The sequence below is a fragment of the Salirhabdus salicampi genome (assembly GCF_024259515.1).
GTDB lineage: Bacteria > Bacillota > Bacilli > Bacillales > Alkalibacillaceae > Salirhabdus_A > Salirhabdus_A salicampi.
Genome location: NZ_JANBWE010000002.1, coordinates 483,553 through 501,784, shown reverse-complemented (window position 1 = coordinate 501,784; position 18,232 = coordinate 483,553). Strand labels below are relative to the sequence as shown.

The window sequence follows — 18,232 nt, the reverse complement described above, 5'->3', positions numbered from 1 at the left end:
ATGGTGACATAGGAAAGGGGGTTAATAGATGAAAAAAGTGCGGTTAATCGGTTTCTTCCTATTATTTTTAATATGTTTACCACTTTCCATATTAGGTAACGAAGGGAATGGGAAGCTCGTTTATGTGATTCCTATTGAAAATAATGTTGAACGAGGCTTAGAAGCATTTCTAGATCGAAGTATTAACAGTGCTACGGAAAATGGGGCAGACCATATTATTTTTGAAATAAACACCCCTGGTGGTCGGGTAGATGCAGCTGGTCATATCGGGGAACTTTTGCAAAGCATAGATATTCCGAACAGTGCTTACATAATAAATCAAGCGTTATCTGCCGGGTCTTATATCGCACTTAATACTGATTCAATTTACATGAAGCCAGGATCTACAATGGGAGCTTCAGGAGTTATAACATCTGATGGAAATGCAGCAGAAGAAAAAGCTCAATCAGCATGGATCGCAGCAATGACTGCAGCTGCTGAAGCGAATAACCGAGATCCAATCTATGCTGAGGCAATGGCGAATCCAGAGATTGATTTACCTGAATATCGGGCACCTGAAGGGAAATTTTTAACGTTAAACCCGAAGGAAGCTGTAGAAGTTGGCTATGCAGAAGGCATCGCTGAGAATCGTACAGAACTACTCGCACTCCTTAACTTAACAGGAGCAACGGTAGAAACGATTGAACCGACATTTGCAGAAAAAATTGCTCGTTTTATTACTGATCCAGTTGTCGTACCTATTCTCCTTTCCATTGCAAGCTTAGGGTTTATTATTGAGCTATATTCACCAGGCTTCGGCTTTGCGGGGATGATGGGATTAGCATCTTTATTACTCTTTTTCTACGGCCATTTAATCGCTGGGATGGCAGGGTTTGAGTCAATTATTTTGCTTCTTCTTGGGATTATTTTAATTGTATTAGAACTGTTCGTTCCTGGAGGTATTCTTGGACTTATTGGAGGTGGCGCCATATTTGGTTCGTTACTTCTAGCCAGTAATGATATTGGACATATGGCATTAAGTATTGGAATAGCCTTAATTGTTTCAATTGTTGTCTCGATCATTTTATTTAAAACGGTTGGGATGGAAAAAGGGTTTTTCCGACATCTAATATTAAAAGAAGCAACGACTACTGAAGAAGGTTATGTAAGTACAGTTAATCGTCACGAATTGATTGGTAAGCAAGGAAAGACTATTACACCTTTAAGGCCATCGGGAACAGCGCTTTTCGAAAATGAACGGCTAGATGTCGTCACAGAAGGTGGATATATTTCGGAAGGCTCCCATGTTACAATAGTAAAGGTAGAGGGTTCTAGAATTGTAGTAAGGGCTAAAGAATCATAATAAATGTATAAGGAGGTTATTTTGATGACACTTACTGAATTATTTCCACTTCTTTTAGTTGGTATTATCATTATTGCAGTAGCTGTATTATTTACGTTCATACCAGTCATGCTCTGGATTAGCGCTTTAGCTGCTGGAGTACGGATTAGTATTTTCACGTTAGTAGGTATGCGACTACGGCGAGTTGTTCCACGAATGGTGATTAACCCGTTAATCAAAGCGCATAAAGCTGGACTTGGAGTAACGACAAACCAGTTAGAGAGCCATTATTTAGCTGGTGGTAACATTGACCGTGTTGTAAATGCATTAATTGCCGCTCAGCGTGCTAACATTGAGTTAAGCTTTGAACGTTGTGCAGCAATCGACCTAGCAGGTCGTGACGTTTTAGAAGCGGTACAAATGAGTGTTAACCCAAAAGTAATTGAAACACCGTTTATTGCTGGTGTAGCGATGGATGGTATTGAAGTGAAAGCGAAAGCACGAATTACAGTACGTGCGAACATTGAGCGCTTAGTTGGTGGTGCTGGCGAGGATACGATTATTGCACGTGTTGGGGAAGGTATCGTGTCAACAATCGGTAGTTCCCACGATCATAATAAAGTATTGGAAAACCCGGATCTCATTTCACAGACTGTATTGACTAAAGGATTAGATGCTGGGACTGCCTTTGAAATTTTATCAATTGATATTGCAGATATTGATATTGGGAAAAACATTGGTGCCGAATTACAAATCGACCAAGCGGAAGCGGATAAAAACATTGCTCAAGCGAAAGCAGAAGAGCGTCGTGCTATGGCTGTGGCACAAGAACAAGAAATGCGTGCACGCGTAGAAGAAATGCAGGCGAAAGTTGTGGAAGCTGAAGCAGAAGTTCCACTTGCTATGGCGGAAGCATTACGAAGTGGTAATATCGGTGTAATGGATTATATGAATTTGAAAAACGTAATGGCTGACACGGACATGCGTGACATGATCAGTAAATTGAGTAAGCATGAAAATGATGAAGATGACAATGATTCTAAGTAATGACGACCTCGTAAAGGAGGTTTACGCACAATGGAACAGTTGATTGCGTTTATACTTGAAAACTTTATTATCATTTTATTTTTACTTGCAGGTTTGTCCGGTTTATTTGGCGGGAAAAAGTCTGAAGAAAACCAGCGTCAACGCCCTCAACGGCGAACAGAACCAACTCAATCACAACAACCTCAAACGGGACCGGTACATACGAGACCGAACGTAGAACGAGATCGTCCTGTTAGAAGAACTCGTGAACCGAAACAACGAGAACAAAAGGTTCGTGAGACAAGTGAGATTGGGATCAATGAAGGCATTCAAACTGAGCAGTTGGACAATCAGCTTCCGACAAATCGCCGGAGAAGTCCGGAGTTCCGCGGCAAATATTCTTTGTCAATGAAAAAACAACTAACCAGCAAAAGAATTACTGAAAGTTTCATTATGAAAGAAGTATTAGGCCCACCTAGAGCTCATCAACCATATGAGTTTCGTAACAAATTAAAAAAATGATTTTTTTGAAAGCACGGAATGTAGTGATACATTTCGTGCTTTTTTCATACATATATATTCGAGAAGGGGGCTGTTTTATGGAAAAATGGCGGGGTCGATTTAAACAATGGGCATCTAAGCAATTTCACTTGCCAGAAGACGTATTACTTGAGCTACCTCGTATTACGACTGTAGGACAAATTCATGCTTACATCGAGAACCATAAGGGCCTCGTTACGTTTACGGATCGGGAACTTGTCGTGAAAATGTCGAACGGTTATGTAAAAATTCACGGGGAAAATTTCGTTTTAAAGACGATGCTCAAGGAAGAAATTATCGTTGAAGGGAAAATTATGGACATCCAATATATGAATCATTAATGCTGTTGGGGGGATGGGGATACGTGAAAAATAAGCAAGGAATGTTTTTCAAGGGATACGTTACGATATATATAAAAGGGAGAAGGCCGGAACTATTTTTAAACATGCTTATGAAAGAAAATATTTTTATTTGGGATGTACAGCATGTTAATGGGAATATGTGCAAAGGGAAAGTATATATAAAGGACGTACGAAAACTAAAACAGATACGAAGAAACACCCACTTTAAAATCTCGTTCGAAGGGAAATTCGGGATCCCTTTCTTTTTTGCACGTATGCGTACACATCGCCCTGTAGCTCTCGGCATCACTCTAGCCTGTTTATTGATTTTGTTCGTCTCTAATATGGTTTGGAACGTAAAAGTCGTGGGGGTTAATGAAGAAATTCGCCATGAAATTGAGTTGGAATTGAATAAATACGGATTAAAGGAAGGAACGTTAAAATATAGAGTAGACCCCTTAGAACATATTGAGCGAAGCCTCATACGGGATATTAAAGATTTAATGTGGGTTGGTATTGAAAAAAGAGGGACAACTTATATTGTACAAGGGGTTGAAAAGACGGTAGTTGATCAAACCGAAGAAAAAAGTCCCCAACATTTAGTTGCAGCAAAAGACGGTGAAATTATTCAAATGATGGTTGAATCTGGACAACCAGTCGTGAAAGTTCACCAAATTGTCAAAAAAGGAGACATACTCGTATCCGGAATAATAGGTGAACAGAAGAATGAAAATGAGGATAAGGAAAAAGATGATAAAGAGGAAGAACAGAAAAAAGAGGCAGATCAAAAAATCCGGGCCGAAGGGGAGATCATTGCAGAAACCTGGTATCAAAGTGAGGTTACTGTTCCAATGACAGCCCATCATGAAACATTAACAGGTAACAAGGATCGTCATTATAAACTAAGGTTAGGAAAAGTAACGGTACCTATTTGGGGAATATTTAAGGAAGACTATACTGAAACTTATTCAATAACAGAAGAAACAACTCTTCACTTTTTTCGTTGGAAATTACCTATAAATGTAGTTTCGGAAACAATGTTTGAAAAGCGCACAATCGAGGAGCAAAGATCAGAAAAAGAAGCTGTTGAAAAAGGAATTGAACAAGCAAAGCGAGAATTAAGTAATCAGCTTGATACAGATGCAAGAATCGTTTATGAGAAAGTTTTGCACCAATCACGAGAGAATGATAAAGTAAAATTACATGTATTTATGCGAGTACATGAAAATATTGCCAAACCTCAACCTATAAATTAAGGAGATAACAATATGCAAGAAGACCTACAAACGATCGATATTGAGCTAGATGATTCAACTGAAGCTTTATCATTGTTTGGTACTGAAGACCGCAATTTAAAGCAAATTGAACAATTTTTACCTGTCACAATTGTAACACGGGGTCACAAAGTTCAAGTGTCTGGTTCGAAGGAAAATGTTAAAATTGTCGATGAAGTATTACAAGCATTGTTAGATGTTACTCAAAAAGGAATTACAATATCTGAGCGTGATGTAATTTACGCTATTGAGTTGGCAAAATCAGATAAAATCGAGCAATTTGAAACATTATTTGAAGATGAATTAGCGAAAAGTGCTAAAGGAAAATCCATTCGTATTAAAACATTAGGACAAAGAGAATACGTATCAGCGATTAAAACCCATGACTTAGTTTTCGGAATTGGCCCAGCTGGTACAGGGAAGACGTTCTTAGCTGTGGTGTTAGCTGTCCAAGCTTTAAAAAACGGAACCGCAAAACGAATCATTTTAACACGTCCAGCTGTGGAAGCTGGTGAGAGTTTAGGATTTTTACCTGGTGACTTAAAAGAGAAGGTTGATCCTTATCTCCGCCCCTTATATGATGCATTACACGATGTTCTTGGAACAGAACAAACGGCCCGTTTAATGGAGCGAGAGACAATAGAAGTTGCTCCATTAGCTTACATGAGGGGGAGAACCCTTGATGATGCTTTCGTTATATTGGATGAGGCACAAAATACAACTCCGGAACAAATGAAAATGTTCTTAACAAGACTTGGGTTTGGTTCCAAAATGGTTATTACAGGAGACATTACCCAGATTGATTTACCTAAAGGGGTAACGTCTGGGTTGAAAGTAGCTGAGACGAAGTTAAGTGGTGTAAGTGGCATAGCTTTTACTTATTTAACTCAAACAGATGTAGTTCGTCATCCATTAGTTCAAAAAATTATCGAAGCCTACGAGTAAAGTTAAAGACCCGCCACGGGTCTTTTCTATTATATAAATAAATGTTTTTTCCTTTTGACGGGGGGACGTCTTTATGAGGAAGTTTACATCGTACTTTACAAAAAGGCATTCACTATTTTATGTGACAGTTTCTGTCATGTTGTTTGCTATCTTTTTTTACATGATGGCAGTCACGAATGTTCATCCTCGGACATACGAACTAGAGCGCTTTTCTACAGCAAGTGAAACCATTTATTCACCTGTAACCGTAGAAGATAAAAAAGAAACGGAATCAAGGGTTAGGGAAGCCATTCAATCCGTTGAAGAACAGTATACAATCTTTCCGGATATTAGTGAAGAACGGCTGGCAGTCATTCATGAATTATTTGACGCAGCACAACAAACAATTGCGAATGGCTATAGTGAAGAAGATGGAAATGCAGCTGTGGAACACTTTAAGCAAATGTTATCAATGGAGCTGATGAACGAAATAAATGATGAAAATTTACTGGCTATTTTACAGCTTTCTGAAGAAGAGAGAGAAAGAGGGAAAGGTTATTTATTAGACGAAGTGCCAGTGTTTCTAGAACAAGGGATTAGGACCGAGGAATTACATCAAAAGCGGAAAGCTTTTAAAGATAATATAAGGTTTACTGACTTATCAGAACGGACAAAAGATGTAATAGCAAATATACATCACCTTTTTATAGTGGAAAATACTTTCTTCGATGCAGAGAAAACAAGTGATGAAAGAAAAAAAGCAGCAAGAAACGTAGAACCCGTTATGATAAGAGCTGGTGATGTCATTGTGGAGAAAAACGATGTCATTACAAATGAGATTTATGAAGACCTTGTATTAGTCGGGTTAATTAAGGATGAATTTACTTTTCTGCCTTATGTTGGATTAGCGCTATTAGCTATGTTATTAGCCGCTATCTTCTTTATCGAATGGGTAAGGCTGAATAAATGGGATTATAAATCGGCGTCAACCATTCTTATCATTAGTATTGGTATGGTTTCGTTGATGAAAATTTTTAGTTCCTTTGATACATTTGATCGTTCCTTTTATTTAGCTGTACCCGTAGCGGCAGGAGCAATGTTAATTAAATGGGTGACGAATGAACGTTTTGCTATTGTCTTAGCCGTTATATATGCTGTTATTGGTTCCGTGCTGTTTAATTATGAAATGCCTGGTTACTTAAATATTGATGCAGCGATCTATTTTTTGTTTTCACAGCTTGCCGGAATTTACTTTTTTAAAAGCGGTAAAGACAGAATTGAAATCATTCAAGTTGGATTAGGCATCCTATTTATTAATGTCATGACCTTGCTTTTATTTTTGCTGTTACCTCTTGAGCAAATATCGGTTATAGATAGTTTGCTTTTAGCAGGATATGGGTTTTCGTCAGCGTTTTTGTCTATGGTGTTAACGTTAGGGTTGCTACCGTTTTTGGAAGCTGGTCTCGGTATCATATCTGAATCTAAGTTATTGGCGTTATCAAATCCCAATCATCCGTTGCTACGCAAAATTTTAGTTGAGTCACCAGGTACATACCACCATAGTTTGATGGTAGCAAACTTAAGTGAAGCGGCCTGTGAAGCAATTGGGGCGAACGGGCTGCTAGCTCGTGTAGCTGCTTACTATCATGATATTGGAAAAACGATTAAACCTGGTTATTTTATTGAAAACCAAATGGGAAGAGAAAATCCTCATGATTTTATGCTACCTGACGAAAGTGCCAATATTATTATTCAACACCCTTATCATGGAGCTAAATTATTAAAGGAATATAAATTGCCGAAAGAGATTATTGATATTTGTGAACAACACCACGGTACTACGTTATTAAAATATTTTTATTATAAAGCTAAAGAAAAAAATGAAAACATTTCTGAACAAAACTATCGTTATCCAGGACCGAAACCGAAAACAAAAGAAGCTGCCATTGTATGTTTATGTGACTCCGTTGAAGCGGCTGTTCGTTCTTTAAAGGAACCATCAATGGAAAAAATTGAGGAAATCGTGAAATCAATTATCCATGACCGACTTGTTGATGGCCAGTTGAATGATTGCCCACTAACAATCAATAATTTAACGAAAATCGAAAAAGCTATTTGTGAGATGTTAAAAGGAATATTCCATTCGCGGATCGAATACCCGAAGCCGCCGACCAATGGAATGAAGGAGGCAAATTAAATGATTATCGACTTTCAAGATGAAACAAATGAAGTAACAAAGGATCATAAAGAACTTATTGAAAAATTACTTGTTTTTGCAGGAAGTAAAGAAGGTGTAAAGGAAGACGGTGAAGTGTCGATTACGTTTGTCAGTGATCAACAAATCCAAGAAATAAACAGGGAATATCGGCATAAAGACCAGCCTACAGACGTCATCTCCTTTGCAATGCAAGAGGAAGGTGATGGTGAAATGCCTATATATGATGATAAGCAACCAATTCTTTTAGGTGATATTATTATCTCGATAGAAAGAGCAAAGGAACAGGCTTCGGATTATGGACATACACTGGAACGTGAATTGGGATTTTTAGCCCTTCACGGGTTTCTTCACCTTTTAGGATATGACCATATGTCAGAGGAAGAAGAGCAGGAAATGTTTCAAAAACAAGAGGCTATCTTACAGGAGTTTGGGTTGAAACGAGATGGAAAAGAATAAAGGAATCGGATTTACATTTGCCCTAAAGGGCTTGTTGTTCGTCTTCCGAGAGGAGCGCAATTTTAAGATTCACGTTACAATAGCACTAGTTGCAATCGTAATGAGTATCTTATTGCCATTAACATTAATCGAATGGTTATTTATCTGTTCAGTAATATTCCTCGTACTCGTTGCAGAAGTACTAAACAGTGCTTTAGAAGCTCTAGTAGATTATATATTTCCTGAATACCATCCTGTAGCTGGAAAAGTAAAGGACATGTCGGCAGGTGCTGTATTACTGAGTTCCATTTTCGCTTTTATTGTAGGGGTTATGATCTTTTTCCCTAAGCTGCTGGCGATATTTTCGTAACCTTGATCTTGATGAATCAAGGTTTTTTCCTTTGACGGAAATGATGATTTTATGGGAGATTTTGTCGTACGAGTGAAATCGCCTTCTTTTTATTGTAAAATAGGAGTTAACATCAATTGAACAGAACATAAACAAGTTGGAGGACATAAAAAAATGGATAAGCAAACATATCATTCCGGATTTATTGCCATTGTAGGCCGTCCTAATGTAGGAAAATCAACCTTTATGAATCAAGTTATAGGCCAAAAGATTGCGATTATGAGCGATAAACCACAAACGACGAGAAATAAAATACAAGGTGTTTATACAACAGAAGATGCACAATATGTGTTTATTGATACACCGGGAATCCATAAGCCGAAACACCGACTAGGGGATTTCATGGTGAAATCAGCTGTTAATTCGTTGAATGAAGTAGATATCATCCTTTTTATGATTAATGCGAAAGAGGGATACGGTCGTGGTGATCAATTTATAATTGATCAACTACAGTCCATTAATAAACCGGTGCTACTCATTATTAATAAAATTGACGAGGTACATCCGGACGAGCTGTTACCAATTATTGATCAATATAAAGAAAAAATGAATTTCGCTGAAATTGTACCTATCTCTGCTTTGCAAGGGAATAATGTGGAACATTTATTACAAGTGATGAAGTCGTATTTACCAGAAGGTCCTCAATATTACCCGGAAGATCAAATAACGGACCATCCAGAACGCTTTATTATGGGTGAACTAATCCGAGAAAAGGTATTGCAATTAACACGTGAAGAAATTCCCCATTCCATAGCAGTTGTCATCGAAAATATATCAAGACGAGATGACAAAGATTTGATTGACGTTCAAGCGACAATCATTACAGAACGTCCGACACAAAAGAGTATTATTATCGGTAAACAAGGGAAAATGCTCAAAGAAGTAGGAAAGCGAGCAAGAGAAGATATCGAGGGTTTATTAGGTTCCAAGATTTATCTAGAACTATGGGTGAAGGTTCAAAAAGACTGGCGTAATCGAATGACTCAACTACGGGAATATGGATTTCGAGAGGACGACTACTAAGGGTTGGAAAATATTTAAACACATGAACCGATACAACATGGTCAACCTATAAGTAAACATTGTTTTTTCAATAAAAAAATTGAGAAAACAGAAAGGTGGGTTTCTCATGATTGAGCTTCCTTGGAAAGTATTCAGTCAAACTGGAAATATTGAAACCTATTTACTTATGAAGGAGTTAGAGGACACATATGATCAAACCGTTAATGGAAATGAAGAAGAAGAAATCGTTGAATTAGATACAAATATATAACGTAACTGTTAAAATAAAGCAAGGTGACAAATGTGATTGAAAAAGTAAGTGGTATTGTCATTAAGACAAAGGACTATGGGGAAACACATAAAATTGTAACACTTTTCACAAAGGAAAAAGGAAAAATTGGCTTAGTAGCACGTGGAGCAAAAAAGCCAAGAAGTAGTATGGCTGCGGTAACGCAGCCCTTTGTTTATGGGTTATTTATGATACAATCTGGACGAAACTTAGGATCACTTCTCCAAGGAGAAGTCATCGACTCTATGCGCGAAATTAAAGAGGATTTAATGAAAACAGCCTATGTTTCCTATTTAGCGGAATTAACAGATAAAGTGCTGGATTCCAGTGAGCCGGACCCTTATTTGTGGGATCAATTTCTTCAATCATTAGAAAGAATTTCTGAAGATGAGACAGCAGAATTCATTAGCATGATTTACGAAATGAAATTATACGAAAAAGGTGGTTTTGCTCCAACCTTAAGAGGTTGTGTATCATGCGGGAAGACGGAACATATTGCACACTTCTCCATTCAAGAAGGTGGATTTTTATGTGCAACATGTCGTCATCAAGATTCGGAAGCAATGTTTTTAAATGAAAAACTTGTAAAAATACTACAACTTATTCGATACATAAATGTAAGTCGAGTCGGAAAAATTTCGATTAAAAAAGAAAGTCGAAAATTATTACGGGATTTATTGGATTCATATTATGACCGTTATGGTGGATACTACTTGAAATCACGAAATTTCCTAAAACAAATGGATAAATTTGAACTATAAAAGAAAATCCTTAAGGATTTTCTTTATTTGTTGAGAATTATTTTCTATATAAGCTATAATATTGTATAAATTGTATGTCACTTTTATCGGCAAGGGTGGTGATTTATAGATGGATTTAACGTCAAGGCAAGAAAAGATTATTGAAATTGTGAAGGAAAACGGTCCAATTACAGGGGAAAGTATTGCTGAAAAATTAGATTTAACAAGAGCCACTCTGCGTCCAGACCTAGCTATTTTGACAATGGCTGGTTTTTTAGATGCCCGGCCAAGAGTTGGGTACTTTTTTACAGGAAAAACGGGTACGGAATTATTAACGGAAGCTTTGAAAAAGATGAATGTAAAAGAGTATCAGTCGATTCCCATCGTTGTAGACGAAAATGTCTCCGTCTATGATGCAATTTGTACAATGTTTTTAGAAGATGTAGGAACACTATTTGTCGTAAATCAAAATTCCATATTAGTCGGTGTATTATCTAGAAAGGATTTATTACGGGCAAGTATGGGGAAACAGGATCTGACGGACATACCAGTACATATTATTATGACGAGAATGCCAAATATTACTATATGTATGAAAGATGAGTTATTAATTGAGGCAGCACAAAAACTAATTGATAAGCAAATTGATGCCCTCCCCGTTGTAATTGAGACTGAAATAGGGTTTGAAGTAGTAGGGCGATTAACGAAAACAAATATAACGAAAGCGTTTGTAGAGCTTACAAGGGATCAAATCTGACAGGAGAATAAGGAGGAGAGGGTATGAGAGAAGCACTGGTTTATGTAGTATCTGACTCAGTTGGTGAAACAGCAGAACTTGTTGCGAAAGCCTCATTAAGTCAATTTAATAGTGCAATTTATAAGATCCAACGAATACCATATGTTGACGACGAAGGAACGATTTTAGAAACGATCGACCAAGCTAAAGCGAACGGTGCGATCATTGTGTTTACGTTAGTTAAACCAAACTTGCGTGAATTTTTAAGTCATGAAGCAAAGAAAAATAATGTCGTCGCAATCGATATTATGGGACCAATGATTGAAGGTATGGAGGAACATTTTCGAAAAAAACCAAAATTACAACCTGGTCTTGTACATAAACTAGATGAAGATTACTTTAAGCGAATTGAAGCTGTAGAATTTGCGGTGAAATACGATGATGGAAGAGACCCACGAGGAATACTCCGGGCGGACATCGTTTTAATCGGGGTTTCTCGTACGTCAAAAACGCCGCTATCTCAGTTTTTAGCCCATAAGAAGTTTAAAGTGGCAAATGTTCCAATCGTACCGGAAGTGAAGCCACCGGAGGAATTGTTTCAAGTTGATCCTAACAAATGTATTGCTTTGAGGATCAGTTCAGATAAACTGAATCATATAAGGAGAGAACGGTTAAAAGCTTTAGGATTAGATGCACACGCAAACTATGCTAACATTACTCGTATTAATGATGAACTGTCATTCTTTGATAAAGTCGTTGAGAAGATTGGATGTAGTGTTATTGATGTCTCCAATAAGGCTGTTGAGGAGACGGCTAATGTCATTCAAGATATGATTAGGAAACGGGAAATGAAAAAATAACTTGCAAACCGCAAGTTATTTTTTATTGATAGTAGATAGTGGCATTTTTATTTTATGTGTATTATAATTACAATTTGTGAAAAATGTAACCAATTTAGTTTTACTTCTTGAAAAATACGATAATAATACAATTAGAAACGTTTCGTTTTACTAGCAGGAATTATATTGGAACTGTCGAAATACATTATGGTATCAGTGGTATCTAACAAATGATTATGTCCTGTATCTAGTAAAAAAGGCATAATAAATCGTGAAACTTATTACGTTTCCATTTAATCCCACATGATGAGAAAAAGAAATGCCGTTTCAAGCACTAGATGAACCGATAAAGGCATTAAACTAAAGTCCTGGTCCCAATGTTTCATACTTTATGAATAAAGGTTTGAAACGGAAAATGCAATTTTTTTTCAATTTGAGAAAAAAATTGTCGATTGATGAAGGGATTTCGGTGAATTTCTAGAATAACTTTAAAACATGGTGATGGAAATGCCTGAACAAATACCTGAAAGTTTCATACATGAAATACAAAACGAAAACGATATTGTTGAGGTTGTTGGGGAATATGTAAAGGTAAAACGACAAGGAAGGAACTATTTTGGCTTATGTCCTTTTCATAGCGAAAATTCCCCGTCATTTTCAGTCTCACCTGAAAAACAAATTTTTCACTGTTTTGGCTGTGGAAAAGGCGGCAATGTCATTACATTTGTGATGGAAGTAGAAGGGGTTACATTTTTTGATGCCATCAGTCAATTAGCTGAACGCTCCAACAAGTCTTTACCACAAAACTTGAGACAAAAGACAGAAAAAACATCTTTAAGTCAAGATGCCCAAACCATTTTAGAAGCACACCAATGGGTAAACAAATTATATCATCATATTTTAAAACATACAAAAGAAGGAAAAAACGGTATTGACTATATTCGAGAGAGAGGTTTCTCGGACGATACGATTAATACGTTCCAACTTGGGTTCGCTCCCGATGGTAATGTGACAGCTTCTTTTTTAGAAAAAAAAGGTTTTCATTTGCAAACAATGGTTAAAGCGGGTTTGTTAACACAACATGATACAAAAGGATATCAAGACCGTTTTCGAGGCAGGGTGATCTTTCCGATACGGAATCACCAAGGAAAGACTGTAGCCTTCGGTGGGAGGATTATTCGAGATTCGGATGAACCGAAATATTTAAATAGCCCTGAAACCGAAATCTTTCAAAAGAGCAAACTATTGTTTAACTTTGATATAGCCCGACAAGAAATACGAAAAACCGGTGAGGTCATCTTATTTGAGGGCTACATGGATGTTTTAGCTGCGTATCAAGCAGGGGTGAAAAACGGTGTTGCATCGCTAGGTACTTCCTTAACTGAAGCACAAGCTCGGTTAGTTCGAAGATATGTTGATACATGTATTATTTGTTATGATGCCGACAATGCTGGGATGGAAGCTACGAACAAGGCAGCACAACTTTTGCATAAGGTTGGTTGCTACGTAAAGATTGCTCGCTTACCAAGAAATATGGATCCAGATGATTACATACAAGAATATGGTAGCGATAAGTTTAAACAGCATGTGATTGGCGGTAGCATGACCTATTTTGCCTTTCGACTAGAGTATATGAAACAGCAATACAATCTTCAGGTGGAAAGTGATCGCATTCAATACATTGAAAAGGCTTTGGATGAGATTGCAAAAATTGATAAGCCTGTGGAAAGAGAATATTACTTAAAAGACTTTGGTGAAACTTTTCAACTATCAATGGAAGCATTGAGTAAAGAAATCGCATATAGAAGAAAGAAGTTCGGCAAGACTAAGGATAATCAATCTTATAGAAGACATAATAACTATAGGAATGCACAGCCTTCAACGGAAAAACTTTATCCTGCTTTTCAAAATGCAGAGAGAAAATTAATTGCTTTAATGTTACGGGATAGAGTGATTGCAAATAAGGTACAAGACGAACTTGGGGGAGCATTTTTAATAAATGAACACCAAATACTCGTCACATACTTATATGCGTTTTACGAAGAAGGTCACGAACCCAATGTAAGTCGTTTCATGGAATATCTTCCAGACAATGAAATAAAAAACTTAACAGCTCGTATTGCTATGACAGTTGTCTCGGAGCAGGTATCAGATCAAGAATTGCATGATTATTTCGCCACCATACAAAAAGAAAAAGAGAAAAAGGACACCATCCATTTGTTGGAACAAGAACAAAAGGAAGCAGAACGTACTAATGACCCAGTAAGGGCTGCACAAATTGCGATGAAGATTATGAACATTAAAAAGGAATGGAAACAGACGAAGCATATGTAAGTGGAAGTTTGGAAGGAGGGATACCCATGGCAGAGAAGCCATCACGTTCAAAAGAAGCAGCAGATCAAGAGTTAACACTTGATCAGGCAAAAGAACAATTAGTAGAAGTAGGGAAAAAACGTGGAATGTTAGCTTATGAAGAAGTTGCCGATCGTTTATCCCATTTTGAGTTAGAATCGGATACAATGGATGAGTTTTATGAATATCTCGGTGAACAGGGTATTGAAGTTATAGGTGATAATGAGGAAGATCCAAACATGCAGCAAATTGCAAAGGAAGAGGAGTTTGACTTAAATGATTTAAGTGTACCTCCTGGCGTTAAAATTAACGATCCTGTTCGCATGTACTTAAAGGAAATTGGCCGTGTTGATTTATTATCAGCTGAAGAGGAAATTAATTTAGCACAACGAATTGAACAAGGTGATGAAGAAGCAAAACGTCGTTTAGCTGAAGCAAACCTGCGTTTAGTTGTAAGTATCGCAAAAAGGTACGTAGGACGCGGAATGTTATTCCTTGATTTAATTCAAGAAGGAAATATGGGACTAATTAAAGCTGTTGAAAAGTTTGATTATCGTAAAGGATACAAATTTAGTACGTATGCGACTTGGTGGATCCGTCAAGCAATTACACGTGCCATCGCTGACCAGGCTCGTACAATCCGTATCCCGGTTCATATGGTAGAAACCATTAATAAATTAATTAGAGTTCAGCGTCAACTTCTTCAAGATTTAGGGCGTGAACCGACTCCTGAAGAGATTGGCAAAGAAATGGACTTAACTCCAGATAAAGTTAGAGAGATTTTAAAAATTGCTCAAGAACCTGTATCCCTAGAGACACCAATTGGAGAAGAAGACGATTCCCATTTAGGTGATTTTATTGAGGACCAGGAAGCAACGTCTCCATCTGATCATGCAGCATATGAATTACTAAAGGAACAATTAGAAGATGTTCTAGACACTTTAACTGACCGTGAAGAAAATGTCTTGCGTTTGCGTTTCGGATTAGACGATGGACGTACTCGTACATTAGAAGAAGTTGGTAAAGTGTTTGGCGTAACTCGCGAACGTATTCGTCAGATTGAAGCGAAAGCCTTACGTAAACTCCGTCATCCAAGTCGAAGTAAACGTTTGAAAGACTTTTTAGAGTAAACACCAAAAAGGGCAGTTGTTGTACCGCGTATAATGACTGTACCTTTTTCTATGTTAAGTGGAGTTGCATTCTTGTGAACGTTTACATTATTTGATTTATATTTTACTCAATATAGGAACCCAATGCAAATGGTGAATAGATTTTCCTTTTTTTGCTTATTTTAATGATACAACTTTTTGTCAAAAAAAGAAATGGAATTTGTGAGGAATTTCCATTTTACATACAAATTTTCCTTTTGTTAAAAAGTTTTCGTGCTTTCCCCTTTTCTACTTAATCGTTTTCAAGTAAAATATTTATAGTTTAAGCATTTCTTTTTATCGTACTTACTAGGGAATACATAAGGAGGAAAAAAAATGAAGAAAAATCCGATTATGCCCTTTGCGCTAATTGCTTCATTAGGTATCGTTGCAATGATTATATTAGCATCAATTGGAATGAATCAAGTGAATGAAGCGAAAGAAGATGAAGGAGAGAACGGCGGGAATCTTGCTGCCCCTGTAACAACGGATCCTGAGGAGATTTACGCAAATAACTGTGCGATGTGCCATGGAGCAGATTTATCAGGAGGAGCAGGTCCAGCATTAAATGACGTTGGTAGTCGTCTAAGTGAAGACGAAATTCGTGATATTATCATTAACGGTATCCCGGATACTTCAATGCCAGGTGGCCTGGTAGGTTCTGATGAAACCGAAATTATTTCAGAGTGGTTGGCTGAAAAACAATAATGAATGAAGAAGGCTTTCGGATTATAATCCAGAAAGCTTTTCTTTTTACATGGGGTGGTTTAGTGGACACAATTCATTTATCAAGCCGTTTACGTTATGTAGCAAACTATATACCATCTGGTGCAACATTTGCTGATATAGGCTCTGATCACGCATATCTACCATGTTATGTTTGCTTGCGTGACGAGAAGGCAAAGGCAATAGCAGGTGAGCTAAATGAGGGCCCATATCAATCTGCTTTACAACAAGTGAAGAAGCAACAGTTAACAGACCGTATAGATGTTCGAAAAGGTGATGGTCTTTCGGTCATCCAACCGAATGAAGTAGATACTGTTGTCATTGCAGGTATGGGTGGAACGCTTATTAAGAATATATTACACGATGGGAGACATCGTATTCATAATGTGAAAAGAATTATTGCCCAACCAAATGTTGATGCCCGTTCAGTACGAAAATGGTTGTACAGTCATCATTATCGTTTAGTTGATGAGAAAATCATTGAAGAAGATGGCTACTATTATGAAATTTTGGTAGCAGAACAGCAAGCGGGAGAGTCTAAGTCGCTGACAGAGAAAGAATATTATTTAGGTCCCTTTTTAATTGAAAACAAAGATCCAGCATTTGTGGCAAAATGGAAAGAGGTTATACCAAAGAAGGAACGGGTCATCCAAAACATGAGAAAGGCTAAACAACCTGACACCGAAAAAATTCAGGCATTTGTACAAGAATTAACATGGATAAAGGAGGAGATTGGAAATGACTCCTAAAAAGACTGTAACAGGAACTGATGTCATTAAGTTGTTTGAAGAATGGTCGCCAAAGTCTGTAGCGATGGAAGGGGACCCTGTAGGCTTACACGTAGGTACTTTAAATAAACCAATTCAAAAAGTGATGGTTACTCTAGATGTTCTCGAAAATGTTGTTGACGAGGCTGTAAAAGAAAAGGTTGATTTAATCATCGCACACCATCCTCTAATTTTTAAGCCGTTACATAGTGTTAGCTTAGATAATGAAAAAGGACGAATCATTAATAAATTACTAAAGCATGATATTGCGGTGTATGCTGCCCATACAAACTTAGATATTATTAACGGTGGTGTAAACGACCTGCTTATGGATGAACTCGGGATAATGGAACGTGATATCCTAATAGAGACGGAATCAGAAACGTTATATAAACTTGTTGTATTTGTACCAACCACTCATCAAGAACAGCTAAGAGAAGCGCTAGGTAATAGTGGTGCTGGTCATATCGGTTTGTATAGTCATTGCACGTTTCAGACGAGTGGTCAAGGGACATTTAAACCATTAGAAGGTACTAATCCTTTTATAGGTGAAGCCGGCAAGGTAGAAAAAGTTGATGAGGTTCGAATAGAGACAATAGTCCCTAAGTCTAAGTTAGCAAAAGTTTTAGTAGCAATGGAAAGCGCCCATCCATATGAAGAAGTAGCATATGATGTCATTCCATTATTAAATGAAGGAACAAAACGTGGACTAGGAAGAATTGGAAAGTTAATAGAACCAATGACTTTAGAACAGTTCGCACAACACGTCAAAAAATCGTTGAATGTTCCTGCGTTACGTATGGTTGGAGATTCGACTAAACCAGTGAAAACAGTGGCCGTTCTTGGTGGGGATGGAAATAAGTTCATTCATAAGGCGAAACGTAAAGGGGCTGATGTACTGATTACAGGTGATCTTTATTATCATACAGCCCATGATGCAATGGCAATTGGCCTTAACGTTCTTGATCCTGGTCATCATATTGAAAAAGTGATGAAAAAAGGGGTAAGGCAATTTTTAGAAACGACATGTAAGGAACACGGTTTACAAGTAGAAATTATTGAATCCAAAGCGGTTACAGAACCATTTCAGTTTTTGTAAAGGATACGCCCAACATTTTGTTGGGCGTTTTATTAGTTCTTATTTG

General features: G+C 37.4%; 19 protein-coding genes. All 19 read left to right on the top strand.

Annotated features, from left to right (window positions below):
* Nucleotides 1-28 precede the first annotated feature (28 nt).
* The 19 genes from NLW78_RS08665 (at nt 29) to NLW78_RS08575 (ending at nt 18,186) form a co-directional block, all read left to right on the top strand.
* The gene (locus NLW78_RS08665) at nt 29-1,342 is read left to right on the top strand and encodes an NfeD family protein (protein ID WP_254496649.1); all 1,314 of its coding nucleotides are present in this window, start codon (nt 29-31) and stop codon (nt 1,340-1,342) included.
* 24 nt (nt 1,343-1,366) lie between these two features.
* Nucleotides 1,367-2,368 carry a flotillin-like protein FloA gene (gene floA, locus NLW78_RS08660; RefSeq protein WP_254496648.1) on the top strand — a complete coding sequence of 334 codons (1,002 nt, stop codon included), beginning with the start codon at nt 1,367-1,369 and terminating at the stop codon, nt 2,366-2,368.
* Between the two features lie 30 nt (nt 2,369-2,398).
* The gene (locus tag NLW78_RS08655; protein WP_254496647.1) at nt 2,399-2,869 is read left to right on the top strand and encodes a YqfB family membrane protein; all 471 of its coding nucleotides are present in this window, start codon (nt 2,399-2,401) and stop codon (nt 2,867-2,869) included.
* Between the two features lie 77 nt (nt 2,870-2,946).
* Complete coding sequence (gene yqfC, locus NLW78_RS08650; RefSeq protein WP_254496646.1) at nt 2,947-3,228, top strand: sporulation protein YqfC; 282 nt, start codon at nt 2,947-2,949, stop codon at nt 3,226-3,228.
* A 23-nt stretch (nt 3,229-3,251) separates the two neighbouring features.
* Nucleotides 3,252-4,484 carry a sporulation protein YqfD gene (gene yqfD / locus NLW78_RS08645; protein ID WP_254496645.1) on the top strand — a complete coding sequence of 411 codons (1,233 nt, stop codon included), beginning with the start codon at nt 3,252-3,254 and terminating at the stop codon, nt 4,482-4,484.
* A gap of 12 nt (nt 4,485-4,496) precedes the next feature.
* Nucleotides 4,497-5,447: a PhoH family protein gene (locus tag NLW78_RS08640; protein WP_254496644.1), complete on the top strand. Its 951-nt coding sequence runs from the start codon at nt 4,497-4,499 to the stop codon at nt 5,445-5,447.
* Between the two features lie 73 nt (nt 5,448-5,520).
* Nucleotides 5,521-7,623 carry an HD family phosphohydrolase gene (locus tag NLW78_RS08635; protein ID WP_254496643.1) on the top strand — a complete coding sequence of 701 codons (2,103 nt, stop codon included), beginning with the start codon at nt 5,521-5,523 and terminating at the stop codon, nt 7,621-7,623.
* A complete protein-coding gene (gene ybeY, locus NLW78_RS08630) occupies nt 7,624-8,100 on the top strand; it encodes an rRNA maturation RNase YbeY (RefSeq protein WP_254496642.1) in 477 nt (158 codons plus the stop codon). It abuts the gene before it with no gap.
* Nucleotides 8,087-8,449, top strand: a complete 363-nt coding sequence (locus tag NLW78_RS08625; protein WP_254496641.1) for a diacylglycerol kinase family protein — start codon at nt 8,087-8,089, stop codon at nt 8,447-8,449. The genes ybeY and NLW78_RS08625 overlap by 14 nt, the downstream gene beginning before the upstream one ends.
* Nucleotides 8,450-8,602: 153 nt before the next feature.
* The gene (gene era, locus NLW78_RS08620) at nt 8,603-9,511 is read left to right on the top strand and encodes a GTPase Era (RefSeq protein WP_254496640.1); all 909 of its coding nucleotides are present in this window, start codon (nt 8,603-8,605) and stop codon (nt 9,509-9,511) included.
* Between the two features lie 106 nt (nt 9,512-9,617).
* Nucleotides 9,618-9,761, top strand: coding sequence for a YqzL family protein (locus NLW78_RS08615; protein ID WP_254496639.1), 144 nt, complete (start codon nt 9,618-9,620; stop codon nt 9,759-9,761).
* Between the two features lie 32 nt (nt 9,762-9,793).
* Nucleotides 9,794-10,540 carry a DNA repair protein RecO gene (gene recO / locus NLW78_RS08610; protein WP_254496638.1) on the top strand — a complete coding sequence of 249 codons (747 nt, stop codon included), beginning with the start codon at nt 9,794-9,796 and terminating at the stop codon, nt 10,538-10,540.
* A gap of 109 nt (nt 10,541-10,649) precedes the next feature.
* The gene (ccpN, locus tag NLW78_RS08605; RefSeq protein WP_254496637.1) at nt 10,650-11,276 is read left to right on the top strand and encodes a transcriptional regulator CcpN; all 627 of its coding nucleotides are present in this window, start codon (nt 10,650-10,652) and stop codon (nt 11,274-11,276) included.
* Nucleotides 11,277-11,299: 23 nt separating this feature from the next.
* Entirely contained in the window at nt 11,300-12,115 is an 816-nt protein-coding gene (locus NLW78_RS08600) for a pyruvate, water dikinase regulatory protein (protein WP_254496636.1), read from the top strand.
* Nucleotides 12,116-12,601: 486 nt separating this feature from the next.
* A complete protein-coding gene (dnaG, locus tag NLW78_RS08595; protein WP_254496635.1) occupies nt 12,602-14,428 on the top strand; it encodes a DNA primase in 1,827 nt (608 codons plus the stop codon).
* Nucleotides 14,429-14,454: 26 nt separating this feature from the next.
* Entirely contained in the window at nt 14,455-15,576 is a 1,122-nt protein-coding gene (gene rpoD, locus NLW78_RS08590) for an RNA polymerase sigma factor RpoD (protein ID WP_254496634.1), read from the top strand.
* A gap of 354 nt (nt 15,577-15,930) precedes the next feature.
* Nucleotides 15,931-16,302 (top strand): cytochrome c550, encoded by a 372-nt coding sequence (cccA, locus tag NLW78_RS08585; protein WP_254496633.1) that lies wholly within the window; start codon nt 15,931-15,933, stop codon nt 16,300-16,302.
* Between the two features lie 62 nt (nt 16,303-16,364).
* Nucleotides 16,365-17,069 (top strand): tRNA (adenine(22)-N(1))-methyltransferase, encoded by a 705-nt coding sequence (locus NLW78_RS08580; RefSeq protein WP_254496632.1) that lies wholly within the window; start codon nt 16,365-16,367, stop codon nt 17,067-17,069.
* Entirely contained in the window at nt 17,059-18,186 is a 1,128-nt protein-coding gene (locus tag NLW78_RS08575; RefSeq protein ID WP_254496631.1) for a Nif3-like dinuclear metal center hexameric protein, read from the top strand. Before NLW78_RS08580 ends, NLW78_RS08575 begins: the two co-directional genes overlap by 11 nt.
* Nucleotides 18,187-18,232 lie beyond the last annotated feature (46 nt).

What these genes read in the sequence shown, in the direction of transcription:
- NLW78_RS08665 (WP_254496649.1), top strand. Translation starts at nt 29, where the DNA reads ATGAAAAAAGTGCGGTTAATCGGTTTCTTCCTATTATTTTTAATATGT.
- floA (WP_254496648.1), top strand. Translation starts at nt 1,367, where the DNA reads ATGACACTTACTGAATTATTTCCACTTCTTTTAGTTGGTATTATCATT.
- NLW78_RS08655 (WP_254496647.1), top strand. Translation starts at nt 2,399, where the DNA reads ATGGAACAGTTGATTGCGTTTATACTTGAAAACTTTATTATCATTTTA.
- yqfC (WP_254496646.1), top strand. Translation starts at nt 2,947, where the DNA reads ATGGAAAAATGGCGGGGTCGATTTAAACAATGGGCATCTAAGCAATTT.
- NLW78_RS08640 (WP_254496644.1), top strand. Translation starts at nt 4,497, where the DNA reads ATGCAAGAAGACCTACAAACGATCGATATTGAGCTAGATGATTCAACT.
- NLW78_RS08635 (WP_254496643.1), top strand. Translation starts at nt 5,521, where the DNA reads ATGAGGAAGTTTACATCGTACTTTACAAAAAGGCATTCACTATTTTAT.
- ybeY (WP_254496642.1), top strand. Translation starts at nt 7,624, where the DNA reads ATGATTATCGACTTTCAAGATGAAACAAATGAAGTAACAAAGGATCAT.
- NLW78_RS08625 (WP_254496641.1), top strand. Translation starts at nt 8,087, where the DNA reads ATGGAAAAGAATAAAGGAATCGGATTTACATTTGCCCTAAAGGGCTTG.
- era (WP_254496640.1), top strand. Translation starts at nt 8,603, where the DNA reads ATGGATAAGCAAACATATCATTCCGGATTTATTGCCATTGTAGGCCGT.
- NLW78_RS08615 (WP_254496639.1), top strand. Translation starts at nt 9,618, where the DNA reads ATGATTGAGCTTCCTTGGAAAGTATTCAGTCAAACTGGAAATATTGAA.
- ccpN (WP_254496637.1), top strand. Translation starts at nt 10,650, where the DNA reads ATGGATTTAACGTCAAGGCAAGAAAAGATTATTGAAATTGTGAAGGAA.
- NLW78_RS08600 (WP_254496636.1), top strand. Translation starts at nt 11,300, where the DNA reads ATGAGAGAAGCACTGGTTTATGTAGTATCTGACTCAGTTGGTGAAACA.
- dnaG (WP_254496635.1), top strand. Translation starts at nt 12,602, where the DNA reads ATGCCTGAACAAATACCTGAAAGTTTCATACATGAAATACAAAACGAA.
- rpoD (WP_254496634.1), top strand. Translation starts at nt 14,455, where the DNA reads ATGGCAGAGAAGCCATCACGTTCAAAAGAAGCAGCAGATCAAGAGTTA.
- cccA (WP_254496633.1), top strand. Translation starts at nt 15,931, where the DNA reads ATGAAGAAAAATCCGATTATGCCCTTTGCGCTAATTGCTTCATTAGGT.
- NLW78_RS08575 (WP_254496631.1), top strand. Translation starts at nt 17,059, where the DNA reads ATGACTCCTAAAAAGACTGTAACAGGAACTGATGTCATTAAGTTGTTT.